Origin of the sequence: Streptomyces sp. NPDC008313 (assembly GCF_042956125.1) — a bacterium.
GTDB lineage: Bacteria > Actinomycetota > Actinomycetes > Streptomycetales > Streptomycetaceae > Streptomyces.
In genome coordinates, this window is sequence record NZ_JBIBFR010000002.1 from 367626 (window position 1) to 388972 (window position 21347).

General features: G+C 72.2%; 20 protein-coding genes. 17 read left to right on the forward strand and 3 right to left on the reverse strand.

What is annotated here, in order from left to right; translation table 11 throughout:
• Positions 1–95 precede the first annotated feature (95 nt).
• The 9 genes from ACFY93_RS04470 to ACFY93_RS04510 all read left to right on the forward strand — a co-directional run bounded on the left by ACFY93_RS04470 (position 96) and on the right by ACFY93_RS04510 (position 7511).
• The gene (locus ACFY93_RS04470) at positions 96–704 is read left to right on the forward strand and encodes a riboflavin synthase (RefSeq protein ID WP_391353482.1); all 609 of its coding nucleotides are present in this window, start codon (positions 96–98) and stop codon (positions 702–704) included.
• On the forward strand, positions 701–1345 hold the full coding sequence (locus tag ACFY93_RS04475) for a nicotinamide mononucleotide transporter (RefSeq protein WP_391353483.1): 645 nt from the start codon (positions 701–703) through the stop codon (positions 1343–1345). Before ACFY93_RS04470 ends, ACFY93_RS04475 begins: the two co-directional genes overlap by 4 nt.
• Complete coding sequence (locus ACFY93_RS04480; RefSeq protein WP_391353485.1) at positions 1342–2640, forward strand: bifunctional 3,4-dihydroxy-2-butanone-4-phosphate synthase/GTP cyclohydrolase II; 1299 nt, start codon at positions 1342–1344, stop codon at positions 2638–2640. Before ACFY93_RS04475 ends, ACFY93_RS04480 begins: the two co-directional genes overlap by 4 nt.
• A 19-nt stretch (positions 2641–2659) precedes the next feature.
• Positions 2660–3145, forward strand: coding sequence for a 6,7-dimethyl-8-ribityllumazine synthase (gene ribH, locus ACFY93_RS04485; RefSeq protein WP_391353486.1), 486 nt, complete (start codon positions 2660–2662; stop codon positions 3143–3145).
• Between the two features lie 34 nt (positions 3146–3179).
• Positions 3180–3452, forward strand: coding sequence for a phosphoribosyl-ATP diphosphatase (locus tag ACFY93_RS04490; RefSeq protein WP_391353488.1), 273 nt, complete (start codon positions 3180–3182; stop codon positions 3450–3452).
• Between the two features lie 52 nt (positions 3453–3504).
• Entirely contained in the window at positions 3505–4353 is an 849-nt protein-coding gene (hisG, locus tag ACFY93_RS04495; RefSeq protein WP_391353490.1) for an ATP phosphoribosyltransferase, read from the forward strand.
• A gap of 22 nt (positions 4354–4375) precedes the next feature.
• Positions 4376–4831 carry a PH domain-containing protein gene (locus ACFY93_RS04500; RefSeq protein WP_391353492.1) on the forward strand — a complete coding sequence of 152 codons (456 nt, stop codon included), beginning with the start codon at positions 4376–4378 and terminating at the stop codon, positions 4829–4831.
• A 245-nt stretch (positions 4832–5076) separates the two neighbouring features.
• Positions 5077–6411, forward strand: a complete 1335-nt coding sequence (locus ACFY93_RS04505) for a CNNM domain-containing protein (RefSeq protein ID WP_391353494.1) — start codon at positions 5077–5079, stop codon at positions 6409–6411.
• Positions 6408–7511: a CNNM domain-containing protein gene (locus tag ACFY93_RS04510; protein ID WP_391353495.1), complete on the forward strand. Its 1104-nt coding sequence runs from the start codon at positions 6408–6410 to the stop codon at positions 7509–7511. The genes ACFY93_RS04505 and ACFY93_RS04510 overlap by 4 nt, the downstream gene beginning before the upstream one ends.
• A 43-nt stretch (positions 7512–7554) precedes the next feature.
• Here the strand turns inward: ACFY93_RS04510 and ACFY93_RS04515 are convergent, their stop codons facing one another.
• Together ACFY93_RS04515 and ACFY93_RS04520 are read right to left on the reverse strand one after the other, a co-directional pair.
• Positions 7555–9426, reverse strand: coding sequence for an AAA family ATPase (locus ACFY93_RS04515; protein ID WP_391353497.1), 1872 nt, complete (start codon positions 9424–9426; stop codon positions 7555–7557).
• A 452-nt stretch (positions 9427–9878) separates the two neighbouring features.
• A complete protein-coding gene (locus tag ACFY93_RS04520) occupies positions 9879–10415 on the reverse strand; it encodes a uridine kinase (RefSeq protein WP_391353499.1) in 537 nt (178 codons plus the stop codon).
• 432 nt (positions 10416–10847) lie between these two features.
• Here ACFY93_RS04520 and ACFY93_RS04525 point away from each other — a divergent pair, with 432 nt between their 5' ends.
• From ACFY93_RS04525 to ACFY93_RS04550, 6 genes are all read left to right on the forward strand, one after another.
• Positions 10848–11804, forward strand: coding sequence for a hypothetical protein (locus tag ACFY93_RS04525; RefSeq protein ID WP_391353500.1), 957 nt, complete (start codon positions 10848–10850; stop codon positions 11802–11804).
• A gap of 57 nt (positions 11805–11861) precedes the next feature.
• Positions 11862–13415, forward strand: coding sequence for an amino acid permease (locus ACFY93_RS04530; protein WP_391353502.1), 1554 nt, complete (start codon positions 11862–11864; stop codon positions 13413–13415).
• A gap of 202 nt (positions 13416–13617) precedes the next feature.
• Complete coding sequence (locus ACFY93_RS04535) at positions 13618–14970, forward strand: C39 family peptidase (protein WP_391353504.1); 1353 nt, start codon at positions 13618–13620, stop codon at positions 14968–14970.
• Between the two features lie 218 nt (positions 14971–15188).
• Complete coding sequence (locus ACFY93_RS04540; protein WP_391353505.1) at positions 15189–15335, forward strand: SCO1431 family membrane protein; 147 nt, start codon at positions 15189–15191, stop codon at positions 15333–15335.
• A gap of 135 nt (positions 15336–15470) precedes the next feature.
• A complete protein-coding gene (locus ACFY93_RS04545; protein WP_391353507.1) occupies positions 15471–16139 on the forward strand; it encodes a TetR family transcriptional regulator in 669 nt (222 codons plus the stop codon).
• 275 nt (positions 16140–16414) lie between these two features.
• The gene (locus tag ACFY93_RS04550) at positions 16415–17587 is read left to right on the forward strand and encodes an acyl-CoA dehydrogenase family protein (RefSeq protein ID WP_391353508.1); all 1173 of its coding nucleotides are present in this window, start codon (positions 16415–16417) and stop codon (positions 17585–17587) included.
• 391 nt (positions 17588–17978) lie between these two features.
• Here the strand turns inward: ACFY93_RS04550 and ACFY93_RS04555 are convergent, their stop codons facing one another.
• Positions 17979–18416 (reverse strand): hypothetical protein, encoded by a 438-nt coding sequence (locus ACFY93_RS04555; protein WP_391353510.1) that lies wholly within the window; start codon positions 18414–18416, stop codon positions 17979–17981.
• 265 nt (positions 18417–18681) lie between these two features.
• Between ACFY93_RS04555 and ACFY93_RS04560 the strand changes: the two genes are divergently transcribed.
• Together ACFY93_RS04560 and ACFY93_RS04565 are read left to right on the forward strand one after the other, a co-directional pair.
• Positions 18682–19122 (forward strand): AsnC family transcriptional regulator, encoded by a 441-nt coding sequence (locus tag ACFY93_RS04560; protein WP_391353512.1) that lies wholly within the window; start codon positions 18682–18684, stop codon positions 19120–19122.
• A gap of 108 nt (positions 19123–19230) precedes the next feature.
• Positions 19231–20844 (forward strand): amidohydrolase family protein, encoded by a 1614-nt coding sequence (locus ACFY93_RS04565; RefSeq protein WP_391353513.1) that lies wholly within the window; start codon positions 19231–19233, stop codon positions 20842–20844.
• Positions 20845–21347 lie beyond the last annotated feature (503 nt).

Genomic DNA, 21347 nt, shown 5'->3' on the forward strand with positions numbered 1-21347 from the left:
TCACGCGGCATCGCCCGGAGTGTCGCGGTCCGCTCATGCTGTCGTCATCGACAGGCCCCGGAGTCCGTGCCCGAAGAGGCAGGAGGACCCGGGAAGTGTTCACCGGAATCGTCGAAGAGCTGGGTGAGGTCACCGCCGTCGAGAACCTCGGCGACGCCTCCCGTTTCCGTCTGCGCGGCCCCGTCGTCACGCAGGGTGCCCGGCACGGCGACTCCATCGCCGTGAACGGGGTCTGCCTCACGGTCGTGGACCACGAGGGCGACGAGTTCACCGCCGACGTCATGGCGGAGACACTGAACCGCTCCAGCCTCGGCGCACTCGTCGCCGGCTCCCGCGTCAACCTGGAACGGCCCACCGCGGTCGGCGCCCGTCTCGGCGGCCACATCGTGCAGGGCCACGTCGACGGCACGGGCGAGATCATCGAGCGCAAGCCGTCCGACCACTGGGAGATCGTCAGCATCTCCCTCCCCGCCGGCCTCTCCCGCTACGTGGTCGAGAAGGGCTCCATCACCGTCGACGGCATCAGCCTGACCGTCGTCGACGCCGGACCCGGCCACTTCACCGTCAGCCTCATCCCGACCACCCTCGCGCTGACCACGCTCGGCCACAAGCAGCCCGGCGACCCGGTCAACCTCGAAGTGGACGTCATCGCCAAGTACGTCGAGCGGCTGCTGGCCGCCAAGGGCGAGGAGAGCTCACGGTGAACTGGCTCAACTCCCAGGCTTTCACGGCCTTCGGCCAGCACATCATCTGGTCCGACCTGATCGGCAACACCGTCGGACTGGCCGCACTCGCCCTCGGCTGGCTGCGCAACATCTGGACCTGGCCGGCCCAGCTGCTGTCCGGGCTCGTCCTCATCGCCGCCAACCTCTCCGTCCAGCAGGCCGGAGGCGTCGGCAAGCAGCTCGTCGTCATCGTCGTCGCCCTGTGGGGCTGGCGCGCCTGGACGGTGGGCCGGCGGGGCGCGAAGGACGGCACCATCGCCGTCCGGTTCGCCACCTGGCGCGAGCGGGCCTGCCTGGTCGGCGGAGCCGCGCTCGGCACCCTCGCGGTGGGCGGCCTGTTCGCCGCCTACCCGTCCCTGTCCTGGAGCCCCTGGGCCGACGCGTACATCTTCGTCGGCACCCTCGCCGCGATGTACGCGCAGGCCCGCGGCATGGTCGAGTTCTGGTTCGCCTGGCTCCTCGTCGACCTCGTCGGCGTGCCGCTCAACTTCCGCAGCGGCCTCGCCTTCTCCGGTCTCATCTACGTCGTCTACGGCGCGCTCGTCCTGTGGGGCATGCGCGACTGGTGGCTGCGCTCCCGCAGGAGCACGCGGCCCGCTCTGGAAGGAGCCCCGGCATGACCACGGCGCCCGCCCGGTACAGCACCGCGCACGAACAGGACCTCCTCGGCTTCGCCCTCGACCCGGTGGAGCAGGCCGTCGCCGACATCGCCGCCGGCCGCCCGGTCGTGGTCGTCGACGACGAGAACCGCGAGAACGAGGGCGACCTCGTCATCGCGGCCGAGAAGGCCACGCCCGAGATCGTCGCCTTCATGATGAGCGAGTGCCGCGGCCTCATCTGCGCCCCCATGGAAGGCCCCGAGCTGGACCGCCTGCGGCTCCCGCAGATGGTCGACGACAACACCGAGTCGATGAAGACCGCGTTCACCGTGTCCGTCGACGCCTCCGCCGCGCACGGCGTCTCCACCGGCATCTCCGCCGCCGACCGCGCCACCACGCTCAGGCTGCTCGCCGGCGGTGAGGCATCCCCGGCCGACTTCGTCCGCCCCGGCCACATCTTCCCGCTGCGCGCCAGGCCCGGCGGTGTCCTCGCCCGCAACGGCCACACCGAGGCGGCCGTCGACCTCGCCCGGCTCGCCGGACTGCGCCCCGCCGGTGCCATCGTCGAGATCGCCGGCGAGGACGGCCGGATGCTGCGGCTGCCCGAACTGGTCCCGTTCGCCCGCAAGCACGGGCTGACGATCATCTCGATCGAGGACCTGATCGCCTACCGCCGCTCCGCGGAGCCCACCGTCCGCCGCGAGGCCGAGGTCCGGCTGCCCACCGCCTTCGGCGACTTCACCGCGTACGGCTACCGCTCCACCGTCGACGGGGTCGAGCACGTCGCCCTGGTCCACGGGGAGATCGGCGACGGCCGGGACGTCGTCGTGCGCATCCACTCCGAATGCCTCACCGGCGACGTCTTCCACTCGCTGCGCTGCGACTGCGGTCCCCAGCTGGAGGCGTCCCTGCGGCGCATCCAGGACGAGGGACGCGGTGTCGTCGTCTACCTGCGCGGCCACGAGGGACGCGGCATCGGCCTGCTGTCCAAGCTGCGCGCGTACGAACTGCAGGAGCGCGGCCGGGACACCCTCGACGCCAACCTGGAGCTCGGCCTGCCCGCCGACGCCCGCGACTACGCCGCGGGCGCGCAGATCCTCGAGGACCTGGGCGTGCGCAGCCTGCGGCTGATGACCAACAACCCCGACAAGACGGACGCGCTCGTCCGGCACGGCCTCGACGTCACCGCGCGGGAGCCGATGCCCGTCCAGGCGGGTGAGCACAATCTCCGGTACCTGCGCACCAAGCGCGACCGGATGGGGCACGACCTGCCCTGGCTGGACACACCGACCGTGTCCGCCTGCGGCAACCAGTAACAAGTCACTGAGGAGAGACGTGAGCGGCAAGGGTGCACCTGAACTGTCCGTACGCAACTGCGGCGACCTGCGCGTCGCGGTCATCGCGGCGCAGTGGCACGAGAAGGTGATGGACGGCCTCGTCGACGGCGCCCTGCGCGCCCTGCACGAGCTGGGGATCGACGAGCCGACGCTGCTGCGCGTCCCGGGCAGCTTCGAGCTCCCGGTCGTCGCCAAGGTGCTCGCGGGCCGCGGGTACGACGCCGTCGTGGCGCTCGGCGTCGTCATCCGGGGCGGCACTCCCCACTTCGAGTACGTGTGCCAAGGCGTCACCCAGGGGCTCACCCAGGTCTCCATCGAGACCGGTGTCCCCGTCGGCTTCGGAGTCCTGACCTGTGACACCGAGGAACAGGCCCTCGACCGGGCCGGGATCGAGGGGTCCAGGGAGGACAAGGGGTACGAGGCGGTGACGGCGGCCGTCTCGACCGCGGCCACGCTGCGTTCAGTATCCGAACCCTGGCGCTGAGGCACCGGCACTTGCGCGTAGGGTAGGCAGCACCATGTCCAAGAAGACGTTCGAGGAGCTCTTCACCGAGCTCCAGCACAAGGCCGCCGAGGGCGACCCCACGACATCCCGTACCGCCGAGCTGGTGGGCAAGGGGGTCCATGCCATCGGCAAGAAGGTCGTCGAAGAGGCCGCCGAGGTCTGGATGGCCGCCGAGTACGAGGGCAAGGAAGCGGCCGCCGAGGAGATCTCGCAGCTGCTCTACCACGTCCAGGTGATGATGGTCGCCCGCGGCATCTCCCTCGACGACGTGTACGCCCATCTCTGAGCCGCACCCCACCCGTCCCGCACGCACCGAACGAACGAAGGAAGCCGACCTCATGCTGCGCATCGCCGTCCCCAACAAGGGTTCCCTGTCAGGCCCTGCGGCGGACATGCTGCATGAGGCCGGCTACCAGCAGCGCCGGGAGTCCAAGGAACTCGTCGTCGTCGACCCCGTCAACGAGGTCGAGTTCTTCTACCTGCGCCCGCGCGACATCGCGATCTACGTGAGCTCCGGCAAGCTCGACATCGGCCTCACCGGCCGCGACCTGCTCATCGACTCGGGCGCGAACGCCGAGGAGATCCTGCCGCTCGGCTTCGCCCGCTCCACCTTCCGCTTCGCCGCCAAGCCCGGCACGGCGACCGGCGTCGCGGACTTCGGCGGCATGACGATCGCCACCTCCTACGAGGGCATCGTCGACAAGTACCTCGCGGACAACGGCGTCGACGCCTCCGTCGTCCACCTCGACGGCGCCGTCGAGACGGCCATCGAGCTCGGCGTCGCCCAGATCATCGCCGACGTCGTCGAGACCGGCACCTCCATGCGCAACGCCGGCCTGGAGGTCGTCGGCGAGCCCATCATGAAGTCCGAGGCCGTCGTCATCCGGCGCACCGGCGCGGACACGGACGAGCCCAAGGTGCAGCAGTTCCTGCGCCGCCTCCACGGGGTCCTGGTCGCCCGGACGTACGTGATGATGGACTACGACTGCCGCGCCGAGCACCTGGAGCGGGCCGTGGCCCTCACCCCCGGTCTCGAGTCGCCGACCGTCTCCCCGCTGCACAACGAGGGCTGGGTCGCCGTGCGCGCCATGGTCCCCGCCAAGGAGGCCCAGAGCATCATGGACGACCTGTACGCCCTCGGCGCGCGGGCCATCCTGACCACGGCCATCCACGCCTGCCGGCTCTGACCCGCACGATCCGGAGCACGTCATGTCCGACCACCCGGGGCTGCCCGCCCTGCCCGTCACCTTCCGGCCGGGCCTCACCCGCGCCGTACTGCTGAGCGCCGGCGCCGCGATCCTCGCGGTCATCACCGCGGTCGCCGTCCTGCTCGACGGGCTCGGGCCGGGGGAGCGCCTGAGCTTCGTCCTCGTCGCGGTGCTGCTGTGCGGGGTGCTCGTCCTGCTCGCCCGGCCGAAGGTCGTCGCCGACGACCGAGGGGTCACCGTCGTCAACATCGTGGCCCGCAGGCAGCTGGCCTGGGCGGAGATCGTCCAGGTCAACCTGCGGCCCGGCGACCCCTGGGTCTTCATCGACCTCAGCGACGGCACCAGCCTGCCCGCCCTCGGCATCCAGCCGGGCATCGCCAGGCAGCGCGCGATCAGCGACGCCCGCGCGCTGCGCGCGCTCGCCGAGTCCCGGACGGCCGGCCCGGACCGGGGATAGATCACACGACGTCCGGACCGACTCGGGGCTTCGGCCCCTGACGTCATGGGCCCCGACGCGATTAATCTGGTGGACGGAGGCGTCCACCATGCCCCCGCCCCTGTCGCGCCGAGCGCGCCGCAGGGGCTCCTGCTACCCGAGGAGTGACTCCCTCCAGCGATGGACGGATCGTCCTGTAGTACCTGCGCCGCCCCCTCCCGACAACGCGTGGACCGTGTCCGCGCGCGCGTGGAGGCGGCGGCATCATGACCATCCCTCTGCTGCTCCTCGGGGCGGCGTTCCTGCTGATCCTCGCGAACGGCTTCTTCGTGGCCGCCGAGTTCGGCCTCGTCACCGTGGAGCGCCCCGACGCCGAGAAGGCCGCGGCCGAGGGCGACCGACGGGCCCGTACGGTCGTGAACGCGCTGGGGGAGCTGTCCTTCCAGCTGTCCGGCACCCAGCTCGGCATCACCATCACCTCGCTCGTCGTCGGCATGCTCGCCGAACCGGCTCTCGCCGCGTTGCTGCACGGCCCGTTCACCGCGATCGGCCTCCCCGGAGGAGCCGTCCCCGGTGTCGCCGTCGTCGTCGGCATGCTGCTGGCCTCGGCCGTGCAGATGGTCGTCGGTGAACTGGTGCCCAAGAACTGGGCGGTGTCCAGGCCGCTCCAGGTCGCCCGCTTCGTCGCCGGCCCCCAGCATGCCTTCTCCCGCCTGTTCAGGCCGGTGATCGCCGCCCTCAACACCGTCGCCAACCGGCTCGTACGGGCGCTGGGCGTCGAGCCCGCCGAGGAGCTGGCCTCCGCCCGCACCCCCGGCGAACTCGTCTCCCTGGCCCGCCACTCGGCCCGGGCGGGCACCCTGGAGCAGGACACCGCCGACCTGTTCGTGCGCACCCTCTCCCTCGCCGACCTGACCGCGCAGCACGTCATGACCCCGCGGGTGAAGGTCAGCGCGCTGCAGTCGTCGGCCACCGCCGAGGACGTCGTCAACCTCACCCGCGCCACCGGTCTGTCCCGCTTCCCCGTCTACCGGGAGCGGATCGACGAGATCGTCGGGATGGTGCACCTCAAGGACGCGCTGGCGGTCGCCGCCCACGACCGGCTGCGCACGCCCGTCGTCCGCATCGCCCAGACACCCCTGCTCGTCCCGGAGACGCTGCCGGTGCGGCCCCTCCTGGAGCGGCTGCGCAGCGAGCAGCCGATCGCCGTCGTCGTCGACGAGTACGGCGGCACGGCCGGGGTCGTGACCCTGGAGGACATCGTGGAGGAGCTGGTCGGCGAGGTCCGCGACGAGCACGACGGCCACGATCTGCCCGAGCTCGCCGCGGCGCCGCCCGAGGACGGACGGCCCGCCTGGGACGCCGACGGCAGCTGCCGCGTCGACATCCTCCTGCGCATAGGCCTCGACGTGCCCGAGGGCCCGTACGAGACCGTGGCCGGCCTCGTCGCCGACCTGCTCGGCCGGATCCCCGCCCCCGGGGACCGGGCCGAACTGCCCGGCTGGCGGCTGTCCGTGCGCCAGGTCGGCCACTACCGCGCCGAACGGGTCCGGCTGGTGCGGACCGCGGACGCCGCCGCCGCGGCGGAGGCGGTCCGATGAGCCTGCTCCAGCTCCTGTTCGCCGGTCTGCTCGTGCTCGCCAACGGCTTCTTCGTCGGCGCCGAGTTCGCGCTCGTGTCCGTGCGGCGCAGCCAGATCGAACCCCTGGGCTCCGCGCGGGCCCGCCAGGTCCTCAACGGACTGGAACGGCTGCCGCAGATGATGGCCGCCGCGCAGTTCGGCATCACCGTCTGCTCGCTGACGCTCGGCGCGGTGGCCGAGCCGACGGTGGCGCATCTGCTGGAGCCGGTCTTCGAGGCGGTCCGGCTGCCCGAGGGCGTGATCCACCCCCTCGGCTATGTCATCGCGCTCGCCCTCGTCGTCTTCTTCCACCTCGTCATCGGCGAGATGGTGCCGAAGAACCTGGCCATGGCCGCCCCGGAGAAGACCGCGCTGTGGCTGGGCCCCGGCCTGGTCGCCTTCGCCCGGCTGTGCCGTCCGGTCACGGTGGCGCTCGGCGCCTGTGCCCGGGTGGTGCTGAGGCTGTTCGGTGTGGACCCCAAGGACGAGGTCGAGGCGGTCTTCACCAGCGAGCAGCTGAACCGCCTGGTGGAGGACTCCGGGCAGGCCGGCCTGCTCGACCCCGAGGAGCAGGAACGCCTGGAGGACGCGCTGGAACTGGGCTCCCGCCCGGTCACGGACGTGCTGCTCGACCGGGCCTCCCTGGTGACGGTCGACCCGTCGGTGACTCCGGGCCGCATCGTCGAGCTGACCGCCCTCACCGGGTACTCGCGGTTCCCGGTGGCCGCGGAGAACGGCGCCTTCATGGGCTATCTGCACGTCAAGGACGTCCTGGACGCGGAGGACTCCGACCGGGCGGTGCCCCAGCAGGTGTGGCGCCCGATGACGACCCTGCGGGCCGAACTGCCCCTGGACGACGCCCTGACCGTGATGCGCCGGGCAGCGACCCATCTCGCCCAGGTGGCGGACGCCTCGGGCAAGGTCCTCGGCCTCGTGGCGCTGGAGGACGTACTGGAACTGCTGGTCGGCGAGGTGCGCGACCCGGCGCACCGGGACACCGCCGCGGCACCGGTGAAGCTGACCGAGCCCCGGACGGGGCAGACGGGCGAGAGCGCCCCGGAAGAGGTCCTCGCGAGCTGAGCGCGGTCCCGGCCCGGACCCCCGAGGGGCCCGGGCCGGGCGCTCACATCGCCGACGGATCCTGGGGCGCGCGGCCCGAGAGCACCTCACCGTAGGCCTGCATCAGATCCGGCAGCCGCAGCGTCGCCAGGTCGTCGCGCGAGGGCGTGGACGGGAATCCCGACAGCCGCAGGTCCCGGTAGGCGCAGCTCTTCTCGTAGAGGGTGCGCAGGAACCGGCCGTTGCCGAGTTCGTCGATCCAGCCCTGGTCGACGACGTGACCGCTGATGGAGCGGAGCTCGTCCAGGGCCTCCTCGTCCCACACGTCGCCGTTCTCGGCGGCCAGCACCTCACCGATGGAGGTGAGCTCCAGCGGCCGGTACGAGGGGAAATCGACGCGCGTCGTGAAACGGGACGACAGACCCGGGTTCGCGGCCAGCAGGCGGTCCATGCCCTCCGGGTACCCGGCGAGGATGACGACCAGGTGGTCGCGGTTGTCCTCGGCCCGCTTCAGCAGCACCTGCAGGGCCTCGTCGCCGTACGCGTCGCCCTTGCCGTACCCGGAGTTCGACAGGGAGTACGCCTCGTCCACGAAGAGCACGCCGCCGATCGCGGAGTCGATCAGCTCGTTGGCCTTCACCGCCGTCTGGCCGAGGTACTCGCCGACCAGGTCGGCCCGCTGCGCCTCCACCAGATGGTCGCCGCCCAGCAGCCCCAGGGCGTAGAAGACCCGCCCGAGGATGCGGGCCACGGTGGTCTTTCCCGTACCGGAGGGCCCCGAGAAGACGAAATGGCGCTTGGGCGGCTGGACCGGCAGCCCCTGCCCGGTGCGCAGCCGCGCCATGTTCAGCTGCGCCGACAGCGCCTTCACCTGGCGCTTCACCGGCTCCAGGCCCACCATGCGCTCGAGTTCGGCGAGCGCCTCCTCCAGCAGGCCGGGGTCGGCCGGCCCGGCGGGCAGCGGCGTCACCGGCACCACGGCCTTCTCGCGCACCGAGTCCGGCTCCGCGGGCCGCGCGGGGGGTACGCGTCCCGGCTCGGGAAGCCTCAGGTCACGGCCCTCCGCGCCGAACAGCGGGTCGATCCCGTCCGGCCCCTCCATCATGTCCTGCACCATGTCCTGCGCGATCCCGGTCAGCGTGATCGCCGCGAGGTCGGTGCCGTCGTCGTAGCCGTCGCCCTCGGCTATCGCGGCGAGCCGGGCCGAGGTGTCCATGAAGGCGGGGTCGACGCGGTGCACGGCCCGGTAGAGGGGAAGGGCGGCGGCGCTGCGGCCGGTTCCCTCGTGCGCCCGCGCCAGCCAGTACCGCAGCTCCTTGCGCTGCGGCTGCTCACTGCGGCAGCGCATCAGCGCGGAGGAGAGCAGGGGCTCGGCCTGTCCGTACATCTCCAGCCGCACCCGGGCCATCCCTCCGAACAGCCCGGCCTCGATGCCCAGCATCGAGTCGTCGACCAGCGGATCGGTGTGCCGGGCCAGCTGCTCCCAGTCCTTGACCAGGTAGGCCCGGCAGGCGTGGAGGAAGCGGACGTGCCGGTCCGTGTCGACGGGCGCCAGCCCGGCCAGTGCCCGGTCCAGCTCCGGGACGTGGCGTCCGTCCAGCCAGTGCGAGGCGTGCGCGAGCAGCAGATCGCGCGCGGTCTCCAGCACCGGCTGCACCCACCAGCCCAGCCAGTACCAGGAGTTGAGGGTCCGCCGGTGCCGGGCGCGCTGCTCGCCGAAGCGCTCCCGGTGGCGGAACATCCGCAGCAGCGCGGTCGTCGTGTCGACGCGCAGCGCGTGCAGGCCGAGCCAGCCGTCCGCCATCCCGGGGTCCAGCCGGACCGCGGCGCGGAACTCCTCCTCCGCCTGCGGATAGGCGCCCATGGTGTAGGCGTCCACGCCTCGAAGCCAGGCGAGGTCGGCCGGTGCCTCGGGGCCCCGCGTGCCGAAGTCCATCACGTCCCCCACAAACCGTGCCCCCGTCGAATGCCGGGCGGGCCGGTGCCCGTCGGCAGTCTTCGTCGAACCCCAGTGCCGCGGACGGGAGTTGCGCCGGTGCGCGAAGCAGCCGTCCGGTGGTCGCACCGAGAGGCATCGTACCTGCGGGGCAGGCGCTGACCGAAGGGTGCCGCACATCCCGTTGCGCGGGGCGGGAGGGGACGGGACACGCGTCGAGCGGTCACCGAGGGTGAGCGAAATGCGGTGCCCGACGTCCGGAAAAGGGGGGTGAGGGCAGAACGAAGCCCCCGATCACGGGGGAACAACCGGGGGCTTCGCGTCTGAGGGCGGCATCGTCGCGCCGCACATTCAGAACGTAAGTCCTGTACGGCCCCTGGGTCAAGCGGAGTTGGAGCACCGGGACAACTTCCCGAACGGCGATCTTCACGGGTTCAGCACATTGCCGACCGTCAGTCACCGTCCGTGACGAACAGGCCCGGCTCGGACGTGCCCACGGGCCCCGGCAGCACCTCGTACCCCGCCCGACACTGCCGTACCAGAAGGTCGGCGAACGGCCGTGAGGGGTCGCGGGCGAAGTGCCGGCGCTCCTCGCGCTCCCACCCGGTCCAGAAGTCGCCCAGGGCCGGGCCGTCCCGTCGCCGTCCCCGCGTCCACGCCTCGTCCGGGGGCAGCTCCATCCACAGCAGCCGTGTCAGGAACGGGCGCAGCGCACGGCGGCCCGCTCCGACGCCCTCCACGAGGACGACGGGCGCCGGCGGCAGGTCCCGGGGGTCGCCGAAGCGGCGTCCGGTCCAGTCGTAGGGGAGGTAGCGGGCGCTCTCGCCGCGGCCGAGGGGTGTGATCACCTGGCGAAGCAGGCGTTCCGTCCAGGCGAAGGGCTCCGCGTGGGTGGCGACGTCGTCGAGGTGCAGGACGGGTGCGCCGCCGAGGGCGGTGGCCAGGCGGGCGGTGAAGGTGGACTTCCCGGACCCGGCGTGCCCGTCCACGGCGACGAGGCGGACGGGGCCGCAGGCGGGCGGCAGCCGTCGCAGGCGGGTCGCGAGGTCGTGGATGACGGGTCCAGGGGTCTGGTGCGGGGCCGGGCCGGTGCGCCGGGGCCGGCGGGACCGGGCGGCGCGGTGGAGGCATATTCCGGGGGAACATTCTACCGCGGTCCGGGACGGGATGAAGCGTGAGAAGGGCCGGGGAAATGGAGAAGACCGTGGAGGGGATGGGGGAGGTGGTGGGGGAGGGGGCGAAAAAATGGTGTCACTTTGAACCATCCCTTGAATCATCTTCAACGCACATCTTTCACCCTCCGTTCGAACGGGTGGAGGCGGAACCGGGTATTTCGGAAGTGCCGTTCCTCTTGTGGCCTGAGCTGAGTAGTGTGCCTGTTGCGTATCTGCGAGACGTCGCACGGGGACGGACAGGGGAAGATGGCCGCGGGGTTATTCGAGGGGCAGTTCGTATGGCATCCGGCGGCGGACGACCGCAGACTCGCGAGCGTATGTGTGGACGTTCGCGCGGGCCGCTATCTGAGCGCGTACGAGGCACTGGCCGAGACGCGCGGTGACTTCGGGCTGCGCGCCCACCGTTCCCTCGTCCTGGCCTCCGAGGCGGCCGACTCCGACCTCGCCGAACGCTGGCTGGCCGAGGACCCCGCACCCGAGGCCGCCCTGCTGTGGGCCCGGGTGGCCGTGCTGCGGGCGCTGCGCGCGGCCGACGGCGGGGACGACCGCGCCGAGGCACTGGAGCGCATAGCTCTGGCCGCCTGCGACCGGGCCGCGACGGTGGCGCCCGCCGACCCGACTCCGTGGGCCGCCAAGCTGGCCATGGCGCGGCTGCACGATCTGCGCGACCCGGCGCCGCACGGGCTGCTCACGGCGCCGCCCGGCCCCTGGCAGCTGTTCTCGCACATCCTGAGCCTCGACCCGTATCACCGCGAGGGGCACCACCGGTTCCTGACGTTCTTCTTCGCCCGGCACGGCGGGTCGGTGAACGCGGCCTGGGACGTGGCCGCCTTCCTCAGCCAGCGCGCCCCCGCCTCCTCGCCGCTGCGGCTGCTTCCGCTGGTCGCCCTCGTCGAGAGCTACAACCCCTCGCAGCTGCTGGCCGACCGCGTCTGGGAGCAGCCGCAGTGGCGCTCCACGGCGCTGGCCATCTACCAGAACTGGCTGCCGCATGTGACGGGCTACCGCTTCACGCCCGTGCTCGACCTCGCCTACCTCGCGCACGCGCTGTTCATGGCCCAGCGGGAATTCGAGGCGCGGGCCGTGCTCATGGCGATGGGCCCCTACGCCTCCCGCATGCCCTGGAGCGTGTTCGGCGAGCCGGAGGAGCAGCTGTCGCGGGCCCGCCGCGCCTGCGGGCTCCCCGTGCCGGGAGCCGACTGACGCCGGCCCCTCCGTACGTACCACCTTCCTCCGCCCCCACCAGAAAGGTGCCCGGTCGTGTCAGAACGGATAACAGCCCCCCGCAGCAGAGGACGTGCCGCGCCAGGGTCGGGTGAGAGTTCCGCGGCGCTCGACGACGATGCGACGCTGCACGCGATGGGATATCCGCGAAAGCTGACGCGCCGTTTCAAGGCGTTCGACAACTTCGCGATCTCTTTCACCATCATCAATATCATCTCGGGAATTTTCTCGTCCTTCGGATTCGGAATGAACGCGGGCGGCCCGCGCATTCTGGTATTCGGCTGGATCGGGGTCTCCGTCATGGTGCTCTTCATCGGTGCGGCCATGGCGGAAGTCGCCTCGGCCTATCCGACCAGTGGGGCGCTCTATTTCTCCGCCGGGAAACTCGCCAAGCGGCACAAGGGGGCCTGGTCCTGGTACACGGGGTGGCTCAATTTCGTGGGCCAGGTGGGCGGGACGGCCGCCACCGGTTACGCGGCGGCCACCTTCATCCAGGCGTTCGTCGCCATGCAGTGGTCCTCCTACGAGCCCACCGCACAGCAGACGGTGCTGATCACAGCGGTGATCATCGTGCTGCAGGGCCTGGCCAACACGTACACGGTGCAGCTCGTGGCCGTGCTCAACCGCATCTCCGTGTGGTGGCTGCTGATCGGACTCGTGGTGATCGTGAGCACACTGATCGTGATGCCGGACGATCACCAGTCCGCGTCGTTCGTCACGCATTTCGCGAACAACACCGGTTTCACGAACGGCCTTTACGGAGGGATGCTCGGCCTGCTGGTCACGAGTTGGACCTTCACGGGCTTCGACGGCAGCTTCCACATGTCCGAGGAAACAGTGCAAGCCACGGTCAACGCGCCCAAGGGGATCACGCGCGCGATCGGCTATTCGGCGATCACCGGACTGATCCTCATGCTCGCCCTCGTCTACAGCATTCACGACTACGACCGGGTGGCCGGCTCCTCGGCCCCGCCCGTGCAGATTCTGATCGACGGGCTTGGCATGGGCATGGCTAAGGCGATGCTGTTGATCGTGATCGGCGCGATGCTCTTCTGCGGCCTCGCCAATCTGACCAGCAACACCCGGCAGATCTTCGCCTTCTCCCGGGACGGCGCCATGCCCGGGTCCCGCTGGTGGCACTCGGTCTCACCGCGCACCCGCACCCCCGTCAAGGCCGTGTGGCTCGCGGTCGGCTGCTCGCTGGCCCTGGTGCTGCCCGGCTGGTGGTCGCACACCGCCTTCACCGCCATCGTCAGCGTCAACGTCGTCGGGCTCTTCCTCGCCTACGCCGTGCCGATCTTCCTGCGGCTGAGGCTCGGCGACGAGTTCCGGCCCGGCCCGTGGAACCTGGGGCGGTGGAGCAGGCCGGTCGGCATCGTGGCCGTGACCTGGATCCTGCTCAGCAGCGTGCTGTTCATGCTGCCGCAGGCCTCGCCGATCACCGTGGACACCTTCAACTACGCGTCGATCGCCCTGGCCGTCGTGCTCGTCGTCGCCACGATCTGGTGGTTCGCCACCGCGCGCCGCCGCTTTCAGGGACCCGTGAGCTACGGGCGCCCCGACGAGGTCGCCGCGATGGACCTGATCTGACCCACGGCCCCCGGCGGGCCCCGGTGCGCACGACCCGTGCGCGCCGGGGCCCGCCGCCCGTCGAGGCGCCAGTGGTCGGGACCAATATTCATGGGTGCGACGCGGGTCGAGGTGCTGGCAGAAGTCGGTACCGGGCGTCCATAGTTGGCGCACGACCGTGCGTCTGAACCGCCCATTCCGGACAACTGGGGGTCACCCACCCATGACCAGAGCTTCAGAGCCGTCCCGCAGATCGATCCTGGCCGTGGCCGTCGCCGCCGCGGCGGCCTCGGCCACCGCCCCGGCCGCCGCGGCCACGCCCGCCCGGCCGGTGAAGGCCCCCGCGGGCCTCGTCGACAACCACGCCTGGACCTCGTACGCGGACTGGCGCCGCGGGACCGCGCACGGCACCCGCGCCGTGGCGGGCGCGCGCCCCGGACTCGTCATCGCCCGCCCCGAGGGCCGCGTCGACTACCGGGATCCGCACACCGGGAAGACCGCCGCCTGGGAGTACGCGACCTGGACGAGCCCCGTCCACCGGCTCGGCGTCCCGGCCACCGAGGTCATCGCGTCCTGGAACGCGCGCACCCCGGCGGGCACCTGGCTCCAGGTCGAGCTCATGGGCACGTACTCCGACGGCACGGACACGCCCTGGTACGTGATGGGCCGCTGGGCCTCGGGCGACGAGGACATCCGGCGGACCTCGCTCGACGACCAGAGCGACGGCAGAAGCAGCATCTGGACGGACACGTTCGCCATCGACGACGCCGCCTCGGGCCTGCGCCTGGTGTCGTACCGGTTGCGGCTGACGCTCTACCGCGCGCCCGGCGGCAAGGCCACCCCCACCGTGTGGCGGCTCGGCGCCATGGGCTCCGACATCCCCGACCGCTTCACCGTCCCCGCGTCCACGCCCGGTCTCGCCCAGGAGCTGAGGGTCCCGCGCTACTCGCAGGAGATCCACGCCGGCCAGTACCCGGAGTACGACAACGGGGGCGAGGCCTGGTGCAGCCCCACCTCGTCACAGATGATCACCGAGTACTGGGGACGCAGGCCCACCGCCGAGCAGCTGGCCTGGATCGACCCCACGTACCGGGACCCGCAGGTGTGCCACGCGGCCCGCTTCACCTTCGACTACCAGTACGACGGCTGCGGCAACTGGCCCTTCAACGCCGCGTACGCCGCCACGTACAAGGACCTGCAGGGCGTGGTGACCCGGCTCGGCTCGCTCACCGACCTGGAGACGCTGATCGCCGCCGGCATCCCGGCCATAACGTCCCAGTCCTTCCTGGAGACCGAGCTGACCGGGTCGGGCTACGGCACCTCGGGCCATCTGATGACGGTGATCGGCTTCACCGCCGACGGCGACGTGATCGCCAACGACCCCGCCTCGCCGAGCGACGACGCGGTGCGCCGCGTCTACAAGCGGCGCGAGTGGGAAAATATCTGGCTGCGCACCAAGCGGTACAACGCGAGTGGCAGGGTCGTCTCGGGCACGGGCGGCGTCTGCTACCTGTACTTCCCGGCGCACCCCTCGCCCCGCCAGCGCAAGGCCCTCGCGGCGGTGGGCGTCCGCTGAAGCCGGACCGCGCGTGCGCGGCGGCCCCCTCGCCCGTCCGGTGCGGGCCGGGGGCCGCCGCGCGGCCGTCCTGGGCCCGGTGGGACCCGTGCCACGGCCTGCGGGCGCGTGACCAAGGTCTCCCTCGCAAAAGCCCGTTCCGGTGGCAAGGTGGACATGCCGGTGGCTCAGCCCGCCGTGTGGGGGAGTCCACCGCAAGACGACGACTGCGAGAAGCCATGACCACCACCACCACCGCCATCGCCGCCCGCGTCCGTGCCCGTACCGGCGGTCCCGACGACGGCCCGGAGATCCTGGAGCACGTCGTCGGCTGGGTTCTGGTCGTGGTCGTCGCGATGCTCGTCACCCGGCTCGGCCTGATCTGACCGGACCGCCTCCCGCCCGTCGGCGCCGGCGGCCGCGCCCGAACCGACCGGAACCGATCAGAGTCGAACAGCCGCCCGGTGCGGGTCTGCCATACTGCGCGTGTCCCCGTCGGGAGCTGGAGACCAGGGCCGGAATTGAGCAGAAGCCGACAAGGCGTCGACCGCCCCCGCGCACGCGGTACCGAGCGTTCCGTGGCGCGTCGGGCCGAACTGATCGCCACCGGACGGAAGTTGTTCGCCGACACGTCGTACGACGCGCTGTCGATGGACGACATCGCCCGCCAGGCGGGGGTCGCCAAGGGCTTGATCTACTACTACTTCGCGTCCAAGCGCGGCTACTACCTGGCGGTCATCGAGGACTCGGTGGCCGACCTCGTCTCCCGGGCGGCCGGCGCGCTCGATCTGCCGCCCGCGGACCGGGTGCACCGCACCATCGACGGCTACCTCCGCTACGCCGAGCACCATCAGGCCGCCTACCGCACGATCATCAGCGGTGGCGTCGGCTTCGACGCCGAGGTGCAGGCGATCCGGGACGGTGTGCGCGAGGCCATGATCGAGGCGATCGCGCGGGGCGCGTGGCCGTCGTCCGGCGACGGCGGTCACGGGCCCGTCGCCCCGCTGCCGCGCATGGCGCTGCTGGGCTGGCTGTGCGGCGTCGAGGGCGCCACCCTGGACTGGATCGGCCACCGGGCACTGCCGCGCGACACCATGCGCGAGCTGCTGGTGAAGACCCTGGGAGGCGCGCTGCGCGCGGTCGAGGAGCTCGACCCCGCCTACCCGGCCCCGCCGCCCGCCCGCCGGTAGCCGCGGCGTGGGCCCTTTCCGGCCGCCCGGCACAACCGCGGAGAGGCCTGGACCCCTGTGCCAATGGTTCGGACCAACAGATCTCTTTTCAGTAAGCGGTCGTTAACAAGTGACGCGCTGCTGCGGATCGGGCATACTCACAGCGCCACAGCCGCTGGTCAGCCTGTTCCGAGACCCGGGACGGCAGCATCGGCTGTGCACTGTGAGACCCGGCGGAGCCGCCCCACCCAAGGCCGTCGCCCGCCGATGTGCCCGACAGGGAGGAGAGCGTCGCCATGCCCGACCGCGCCCCGCAGCCGGTGGACCGGCAACTGCCCACGGACGAGGCCCGGGATCTGATCTCGCTCGTCCGCGACATCGCGCAGCGTGAGATCGCCCCGAAGGCGGCCGAGGAGGAGGACGCCGGACACTTCCCGCGCGACGTCTTCGGGCTGCTGTCAGAGTCGGGACTGCTCGGACTGCCGTACGACTCCGAGTACGGCGGCGGCGACCAGCCGTACGAGGTCTACCTCCAGGTCCTCGAAGAGCTCGCCGCCGCGCGTCTGACCGTCGGTCTCGGCGTCAGCGTCCACTCACTGGCCTGCCACGCCCTCGCCAACTTCGGCAGCAAGGAACAGCAGGCCGAACATCTGCCGGCCATGCTCGGCGGCGGCCTGCTCGGCGCGTACTGCCTCTCCGAGCCCGCCTCCGGCTCCGACGCCGCCTCGCTGCGGACCAAGGCCGTGCGCGAGGGCGACGACTGGGTGATCACCGGCGGCAAGGCGTGGATCACCCACGGCGGCATCGCCGACTTCTACACCGTGCTCGCCCGTACCGGCGTCGAGGGGCCCCGTGGCATCACGGCGTTCCTCGTGCCGGGCGACGCCGAGGGGCTGAGCGCGGCGGTGCCCGAGAAGAAGATGGGCATGAAGGGCTCGCCCACGGCGCAGGTCCACTTCGACGGCGTCCGCGTCCCCGACGAGCGGCGCCTCGGGGACGAGGGCCAGGGCTTCACGATCGCGCTGTCCGCGCTCGACTCCGGGCGGCTGGGCATCGCCGCCTGCGCGATCGGCGTGGCGCAGGCGGCCCTCGACGAGGCGGTCGGATACGCCACCGGGCGGCAGCAGTTCGGCCGGCCGATCTCCGACTTCCAGGGGCTGCGCTTCATGCTCGCCGACATGGCGACGCAGATCGAGGCGGGCCGCGCCCTGTACCTGTCGGCGGCGCGGCTGCGCGACGCGGGCCTGCCGTTCTCCAAGCAGGCCGCCATGGCCAAACTGCTGTGCACGGACGCGGCCATGAAGGTCACCACCGACGCCGTCCAGGTGCTCGGCGGCTATGGCTACACCGCCGACTTCCCGGCCGAGCGCTACATGCGCGAGGCCAAGGTGCTCCAGATCGTCGAGGGCACCAACCAGATCCAGCGGATGGTCATCGCTCGTCACCTCGCGGGTCCCGACTCGCGCTGAAACGGCCGGTCCCGGCCGGGGGCGCCACCAGCCGGACCCACTCCGGGTCGTGGCGCCCCGGCAGCGTACGGCCGCGGTCGGCCCATGCCCGGATCAGCGCCCGGTAGATGGGCGGGTCCTGGGGCTGCGGCGGCGCCAGGGGCTGGGGAACCGATTCTGCGGACACGAGGGCGCGGCGGCGACGGCCCGTGGAGAGATGCGCGAGGGTCATATCAGGTCAACGGCCGGACGGGCGCACAGGTCACCCGCATGCCGAATCGGGCGTGCGTTCAGGGCGGATCCGGCAGGGTCTTCCCGCACCTGCCCGGATGCCGGGCGAGGCGTCCCGTCGTGCGGGACGCCCGTGACCGTCTCCTCGCGGCGTGGGCGACCGTGATGCCGCCAGGGCCCGTCAGGCCGCCTGACGGCCCATCGACGCGACCCGCACCGGGCGTGAGCCCGGACCGCCGACGTGCGAGAAGGGCTGGGTGCGCCAGTCGAGTCCCTGGGGGAGCGTCAACAGCAGCGCGGTGTCCTGCTCCTGGGGCTCGGCGGTCTCGTCGGCCGAAGGCGCGTCGCCCGCCGCGCGGCCCGTACCCGCGCACACCGTGAGCCCGAACGGGTCCCACGGAGTCGCGCACAGCGCGTGCTCGGGCAGCACCTCCTCGTCCGCCAGCAGCGCGATCGGCTGCGCGCAGTCCGGGCAGATGACCCGGTACATCTCGAAGGTGTCGTACGCGTCGGGCTCCTCGCCCTCCAGGACGTCCGGTTCGACGCCCTCCGGCTGGGACTCGACGACCGGCTGCCGCCGCTTGGGCGCGCCGCGACCTGGACGCTTCAGACTCTGCATGGGATCTCCCCCTCGGGTGGGCCGACAAGGCACTGCGGCCTCGGCCACAGCAAGCACTTCCCGCCCCGTCATGGAGGTAATCACGAGAACATCACAGACCCTGTCGGCGCACTGTGTCGTTCGTCACATGCCACCCGCGCGTGCCGGGCGCGGCTGATTTGTCCCGAGCGCGGCCCGCGGCCACCGCCCGGCCACATCACGAACCGGCTATGACCTGCGCCGCCAGGTATCGGAGGTGATCTGCGGGCCTGTAGGTTCTTGCGCCATGGAGGAGCTCGACCGACAGATCGTGCAGCTGCTCGTCGCGGACGGGCGGATGAGTTACACCGACCTGGGCAAGGCCACCGGCCTGTCCACGTCGGCGGTGCATCAGCGGGTACGCCGGCTGGAACAGCGCGGCGTCATCCGCGGCTACGCCGCGGTCGTCGATCCGGAGGCGGTCGGACTGCCGATGACCGCCTTCATCTCGGTGAAGCCGTTCGACCCCAGCGCACCCGACGACATCGCCGAACGCCTCGCGGGCGTACCCGAGATCGAGGCCTGCCACAGCGTCGCCGGCGACGAGAACTACATCCTCAAGGTCCGCGTCGCCACCCCGCACGAACTCGAGGAACTCCTCGCCCGTGTGCGCTCCCTCGCCGGCGTCTCGACCCGCACGACCGTCGTCCTGTCCACACCGTACGAGGCGCGTCCGCCGCGGGTCTGAGGGCGCCGGCCGCCGGTGCCCCGCCCCGGGAGGGCCGGAAGGGCGGCACGAGCCCCCGGAAGGCCCCCGGGCGCGGTCCGGGCGCCCGGAGGCGCGAGACTGTTGCGCATGAGTGAGAGCACCGCCTCGCCGGACACCGTGCTGCTGCGCGGTGGAGAGGTCCACAGTCCCGCCGACCCGTTCGCCACCGCGATGGTCGTCGAACGCGGTCATGTCGCCTGGGTCGGCTCCGAGGGCGCGGCCGACTCCTTCGCCGACGGGGTCGCCGACGTCGTCGACCTCGAAGGCGCGCTGGTCACCCCGGCGTTCACCGACGCGCACGTGCACACCACCAGCACCGGGCTCGCCCTCACCGGCCTCGACCTCGCGGACGCCCTCACCGCGGCGGACGTCCTCACCCGTGTACGCGACTTCGCCGCCGCCCGCCCCGCCGACCGTGTCCTGCTGGGCCACGGCTGGGACGCCGCTCGCGTGCCCGGCGGCCGCCCCGCGACCCGCGCCGAGCTCGACGAGGCGGCCGGCGGCCGCCCCCTCTACCTCTCCCGCGTCGACGTCCACTCCGCGGTGGTCTCCACCGCCATGCTCGACCTCGTCCCGGGCGTCACCGGCCTCGCCGGCTACGCCGACGGCCCGCTGACCCGCGACGCCCACCACGCCGTCCGCGCCGCCGCCCTCGCCGCCGTGACGCCCGCCCAGCGCACCGAGGCCCAGCGCGCCGCGCTCGCGCACGCCGCCTCGCTCGGCATCGGCTCCGTGCACGAGTGCGGTGGCCCGGAGATCTCCTCCGAGGACGACTTCACCGGGCTGCTGCGCCTCGCCGCCGAGGAGCCGGGCCCCCGGGTCGTGGGCTACTGGGCCGAGCGGAACGTCGAGCGGGCGCGCGCACTCGGCGCCGTCGGCGCCGCCGGTGACCTCTTCGCCGACGGCGCCCTCGGCTCGCACACCGCCTGCCTGCACGAGCCGTACGCCGACGCCGGCCACACCGGCACCGCATACCTGGACGCCTCCGACATCGCCGCACACGTCGTCGCCTGCACCGAGGCGGGCCTCCAGGCGGGCTTCCACGCCATCGGCGACGCCGCCATGGCCCGCGTTGTCGACGGGATGCGGGCAGCTGCCGAGAAGGTCGGCCTCTCCCGCGTCCGCGCCGCCCGCCACCGCGTCGAACACGCCGAGATGCTCACCCCCGAGACCATCGCCGGCTTCGCCGAACTCGCTCTCAGCGCCTCCGTGCAGCCCGCCTTCGACGCCCTCTGGGGCGGCGACGACGGCATGTACGCCCAGCGCCTGGGAGCCGAGCGGGCCCGCACCCTCAACCCGTACGCCGCGCTGCTGCGCGCCGGTGTGCCGCTCGCCTTCGGCTCCGACAGCCCCGTCACCCCCCTCGACCCCTGGGGCACCGTCCGGGCCGCCGCCTTCCACCGCACCCGGGGCCACGCCGTCTCGGTCCGCGCCGCGTTCACCGCGCACACGCGGGGGGGATGGCGGGCCGTCGGACGGGACGACGCGGGGGTCCTGGTGCCCGGTGCGCCGGCCGACTACGCCGTCTGGCGCACCGACGACCTGGTCGTGCAGGCCCCGGACGACCGGGTCGCCCGCTGGTCCACCGACCCCCGCTCCGGCACCCCGGGCCTGCCCGACCTGAGTCCGGGCGCCGGCCTGCCGCTCTGTCTGCGCACCGTGGTCGGCGGACGGACGGTGTTCGTACGGCCACAGGAGTGATCTCGCGGGGCGGTGCGGCCCCCGCGCACGCCCGGCGTCCCGTCGCGTCACCTGGGCATCCTCCGCTCTGACCTGGGCTTTCGTGGAGAACGCCCAGGTGGGGCGGCTGTTGACAGCCGGGCGCGGGTGGCCGGTAGGTTCGGCCGGGTCCACCACCGGACGTCCGACCGGGGAACTTTCGCGGGTCCACGAAGTGCCGCTGGGTCAGGGGAGGTGTGCCGCACCGGCGCACCACCACTGGCAGCCAGGCCCAGCGCCAGGGGGCGAGGGAACGTTCCGGCCGGTCGGCAGGTGCGACCCGGGTGGGGCCCGGACGTCCAGTAGACAACGGCTTTCGGTCGACCCGCAGCCAGCGGGCCCCTGGTCGGCCCGAAGGACGCCGGGCCCCGATCCGCAGCGCGAAACCCCTGAATCACCGACGGCTCGGTGGTTTCCGGGCACCCCTTGCTCCCGCTCGGGCGCGATCGGCGCCCTCGTACGCACGTGCCGTAACAACGGCGCAG

Coding starts and splice junctions, on each gene's coding strand:
- ACFY93_RS04480 (WP_391353485.1), top strand. CDS start 1,342: ATGACCACGGCGCCCGCCCGGTACAGCACCGCGCACGAACAGGACCTC.
- ACFY93_RS04535 (WP_391353504.1), top strand. CDS start 13,618: ATGACCAGAGCTTCAGAGCCGTCCCGCAGATCGATCCTGGCCGTGGCC.
- ACFY93_RS04515 (WP_391353497.1), bottom strand. CDS start 9,426: ATGGACTTCGGCACGCGGGGCCCCGAGGCACCGGCCGACCTCGCCTGG.
- ACFY93_RS04555 (WP_391353510.1), bottom strand. CDS start 18,416: ATGCAGAGTCTGAAGCGTCCAGGTCGCGGCGCGCCCAAGCGGCGGCAG.
- ACFY93_RS04560 (WP_391353512.1), top strand. CDS start 18,682: ATGGAGGAGCTCGACCGACAGATCGTGCAGCTGCTCGTCGCGGACGGG.
- ACFY93_RS04565 (WP_391353513.1), top strand. CDS start 19,231: ATGAGTGAGAGCACCGCCTCGCCGGACACCGTGCTGCTGCGCGGTGGA.
- ACFY93_RS04505 (WP_391353494.1), top strand. CDS start 5,077: ATGACCATCCCTCTGCTGCTCCTCGGGGCGGCGTTCCTGCTGATCCTC.
- ACFY93_RS04525 (WP_391353500.1), top strand. CDS start 10,848: ATGGCCGCGGGGTTATTCGAGGGGCAGTTCGTATGGCATCCGGCGGCG.
- ACFY93_RS04540 (WP_391353505.1), top strand. CDS start 15,189: ATGACCACCACCACCACCGCCATCGCCGCCCGCGTCCGTGCCCGTACC.
- ACFY93_RS04490 (WP_391353488.1), top strand. CDS start 3,180: ATGTCCAAGAAGACGTTCGAGGAGCTCTTCACCGAGCTCCAGCACAAG.
- ACFY93_RS04510 (WP_391353495.1), top strand. CDS start 6,408: ATGAGCCTGCTCCAGCTCCTGTTCGCCGGTCTGCTCGTGCTCGCCAAC.
- ACFY93_RS04550 (WP_391353508.1), top strand. CDS start 16,415: ATGCCCGACCGCGCCCCGCAGCCGGTGGACCGGCAACTGCCCACGGAC.
- ACFY93_RS04500 (WP_391353492.1), top strand. CDS start 4,376: ATGTCCGACCACCCGGGGCTGCCCGCCCTGCCCGTCACCTTCCGGCCG.
- hisG (WP_391353490.1), top strand. CDS start 3,505: ATGCTGCGCATCGCCGTCCCCAACAAGGGTTCCCTGTCAGGCCCTGCG.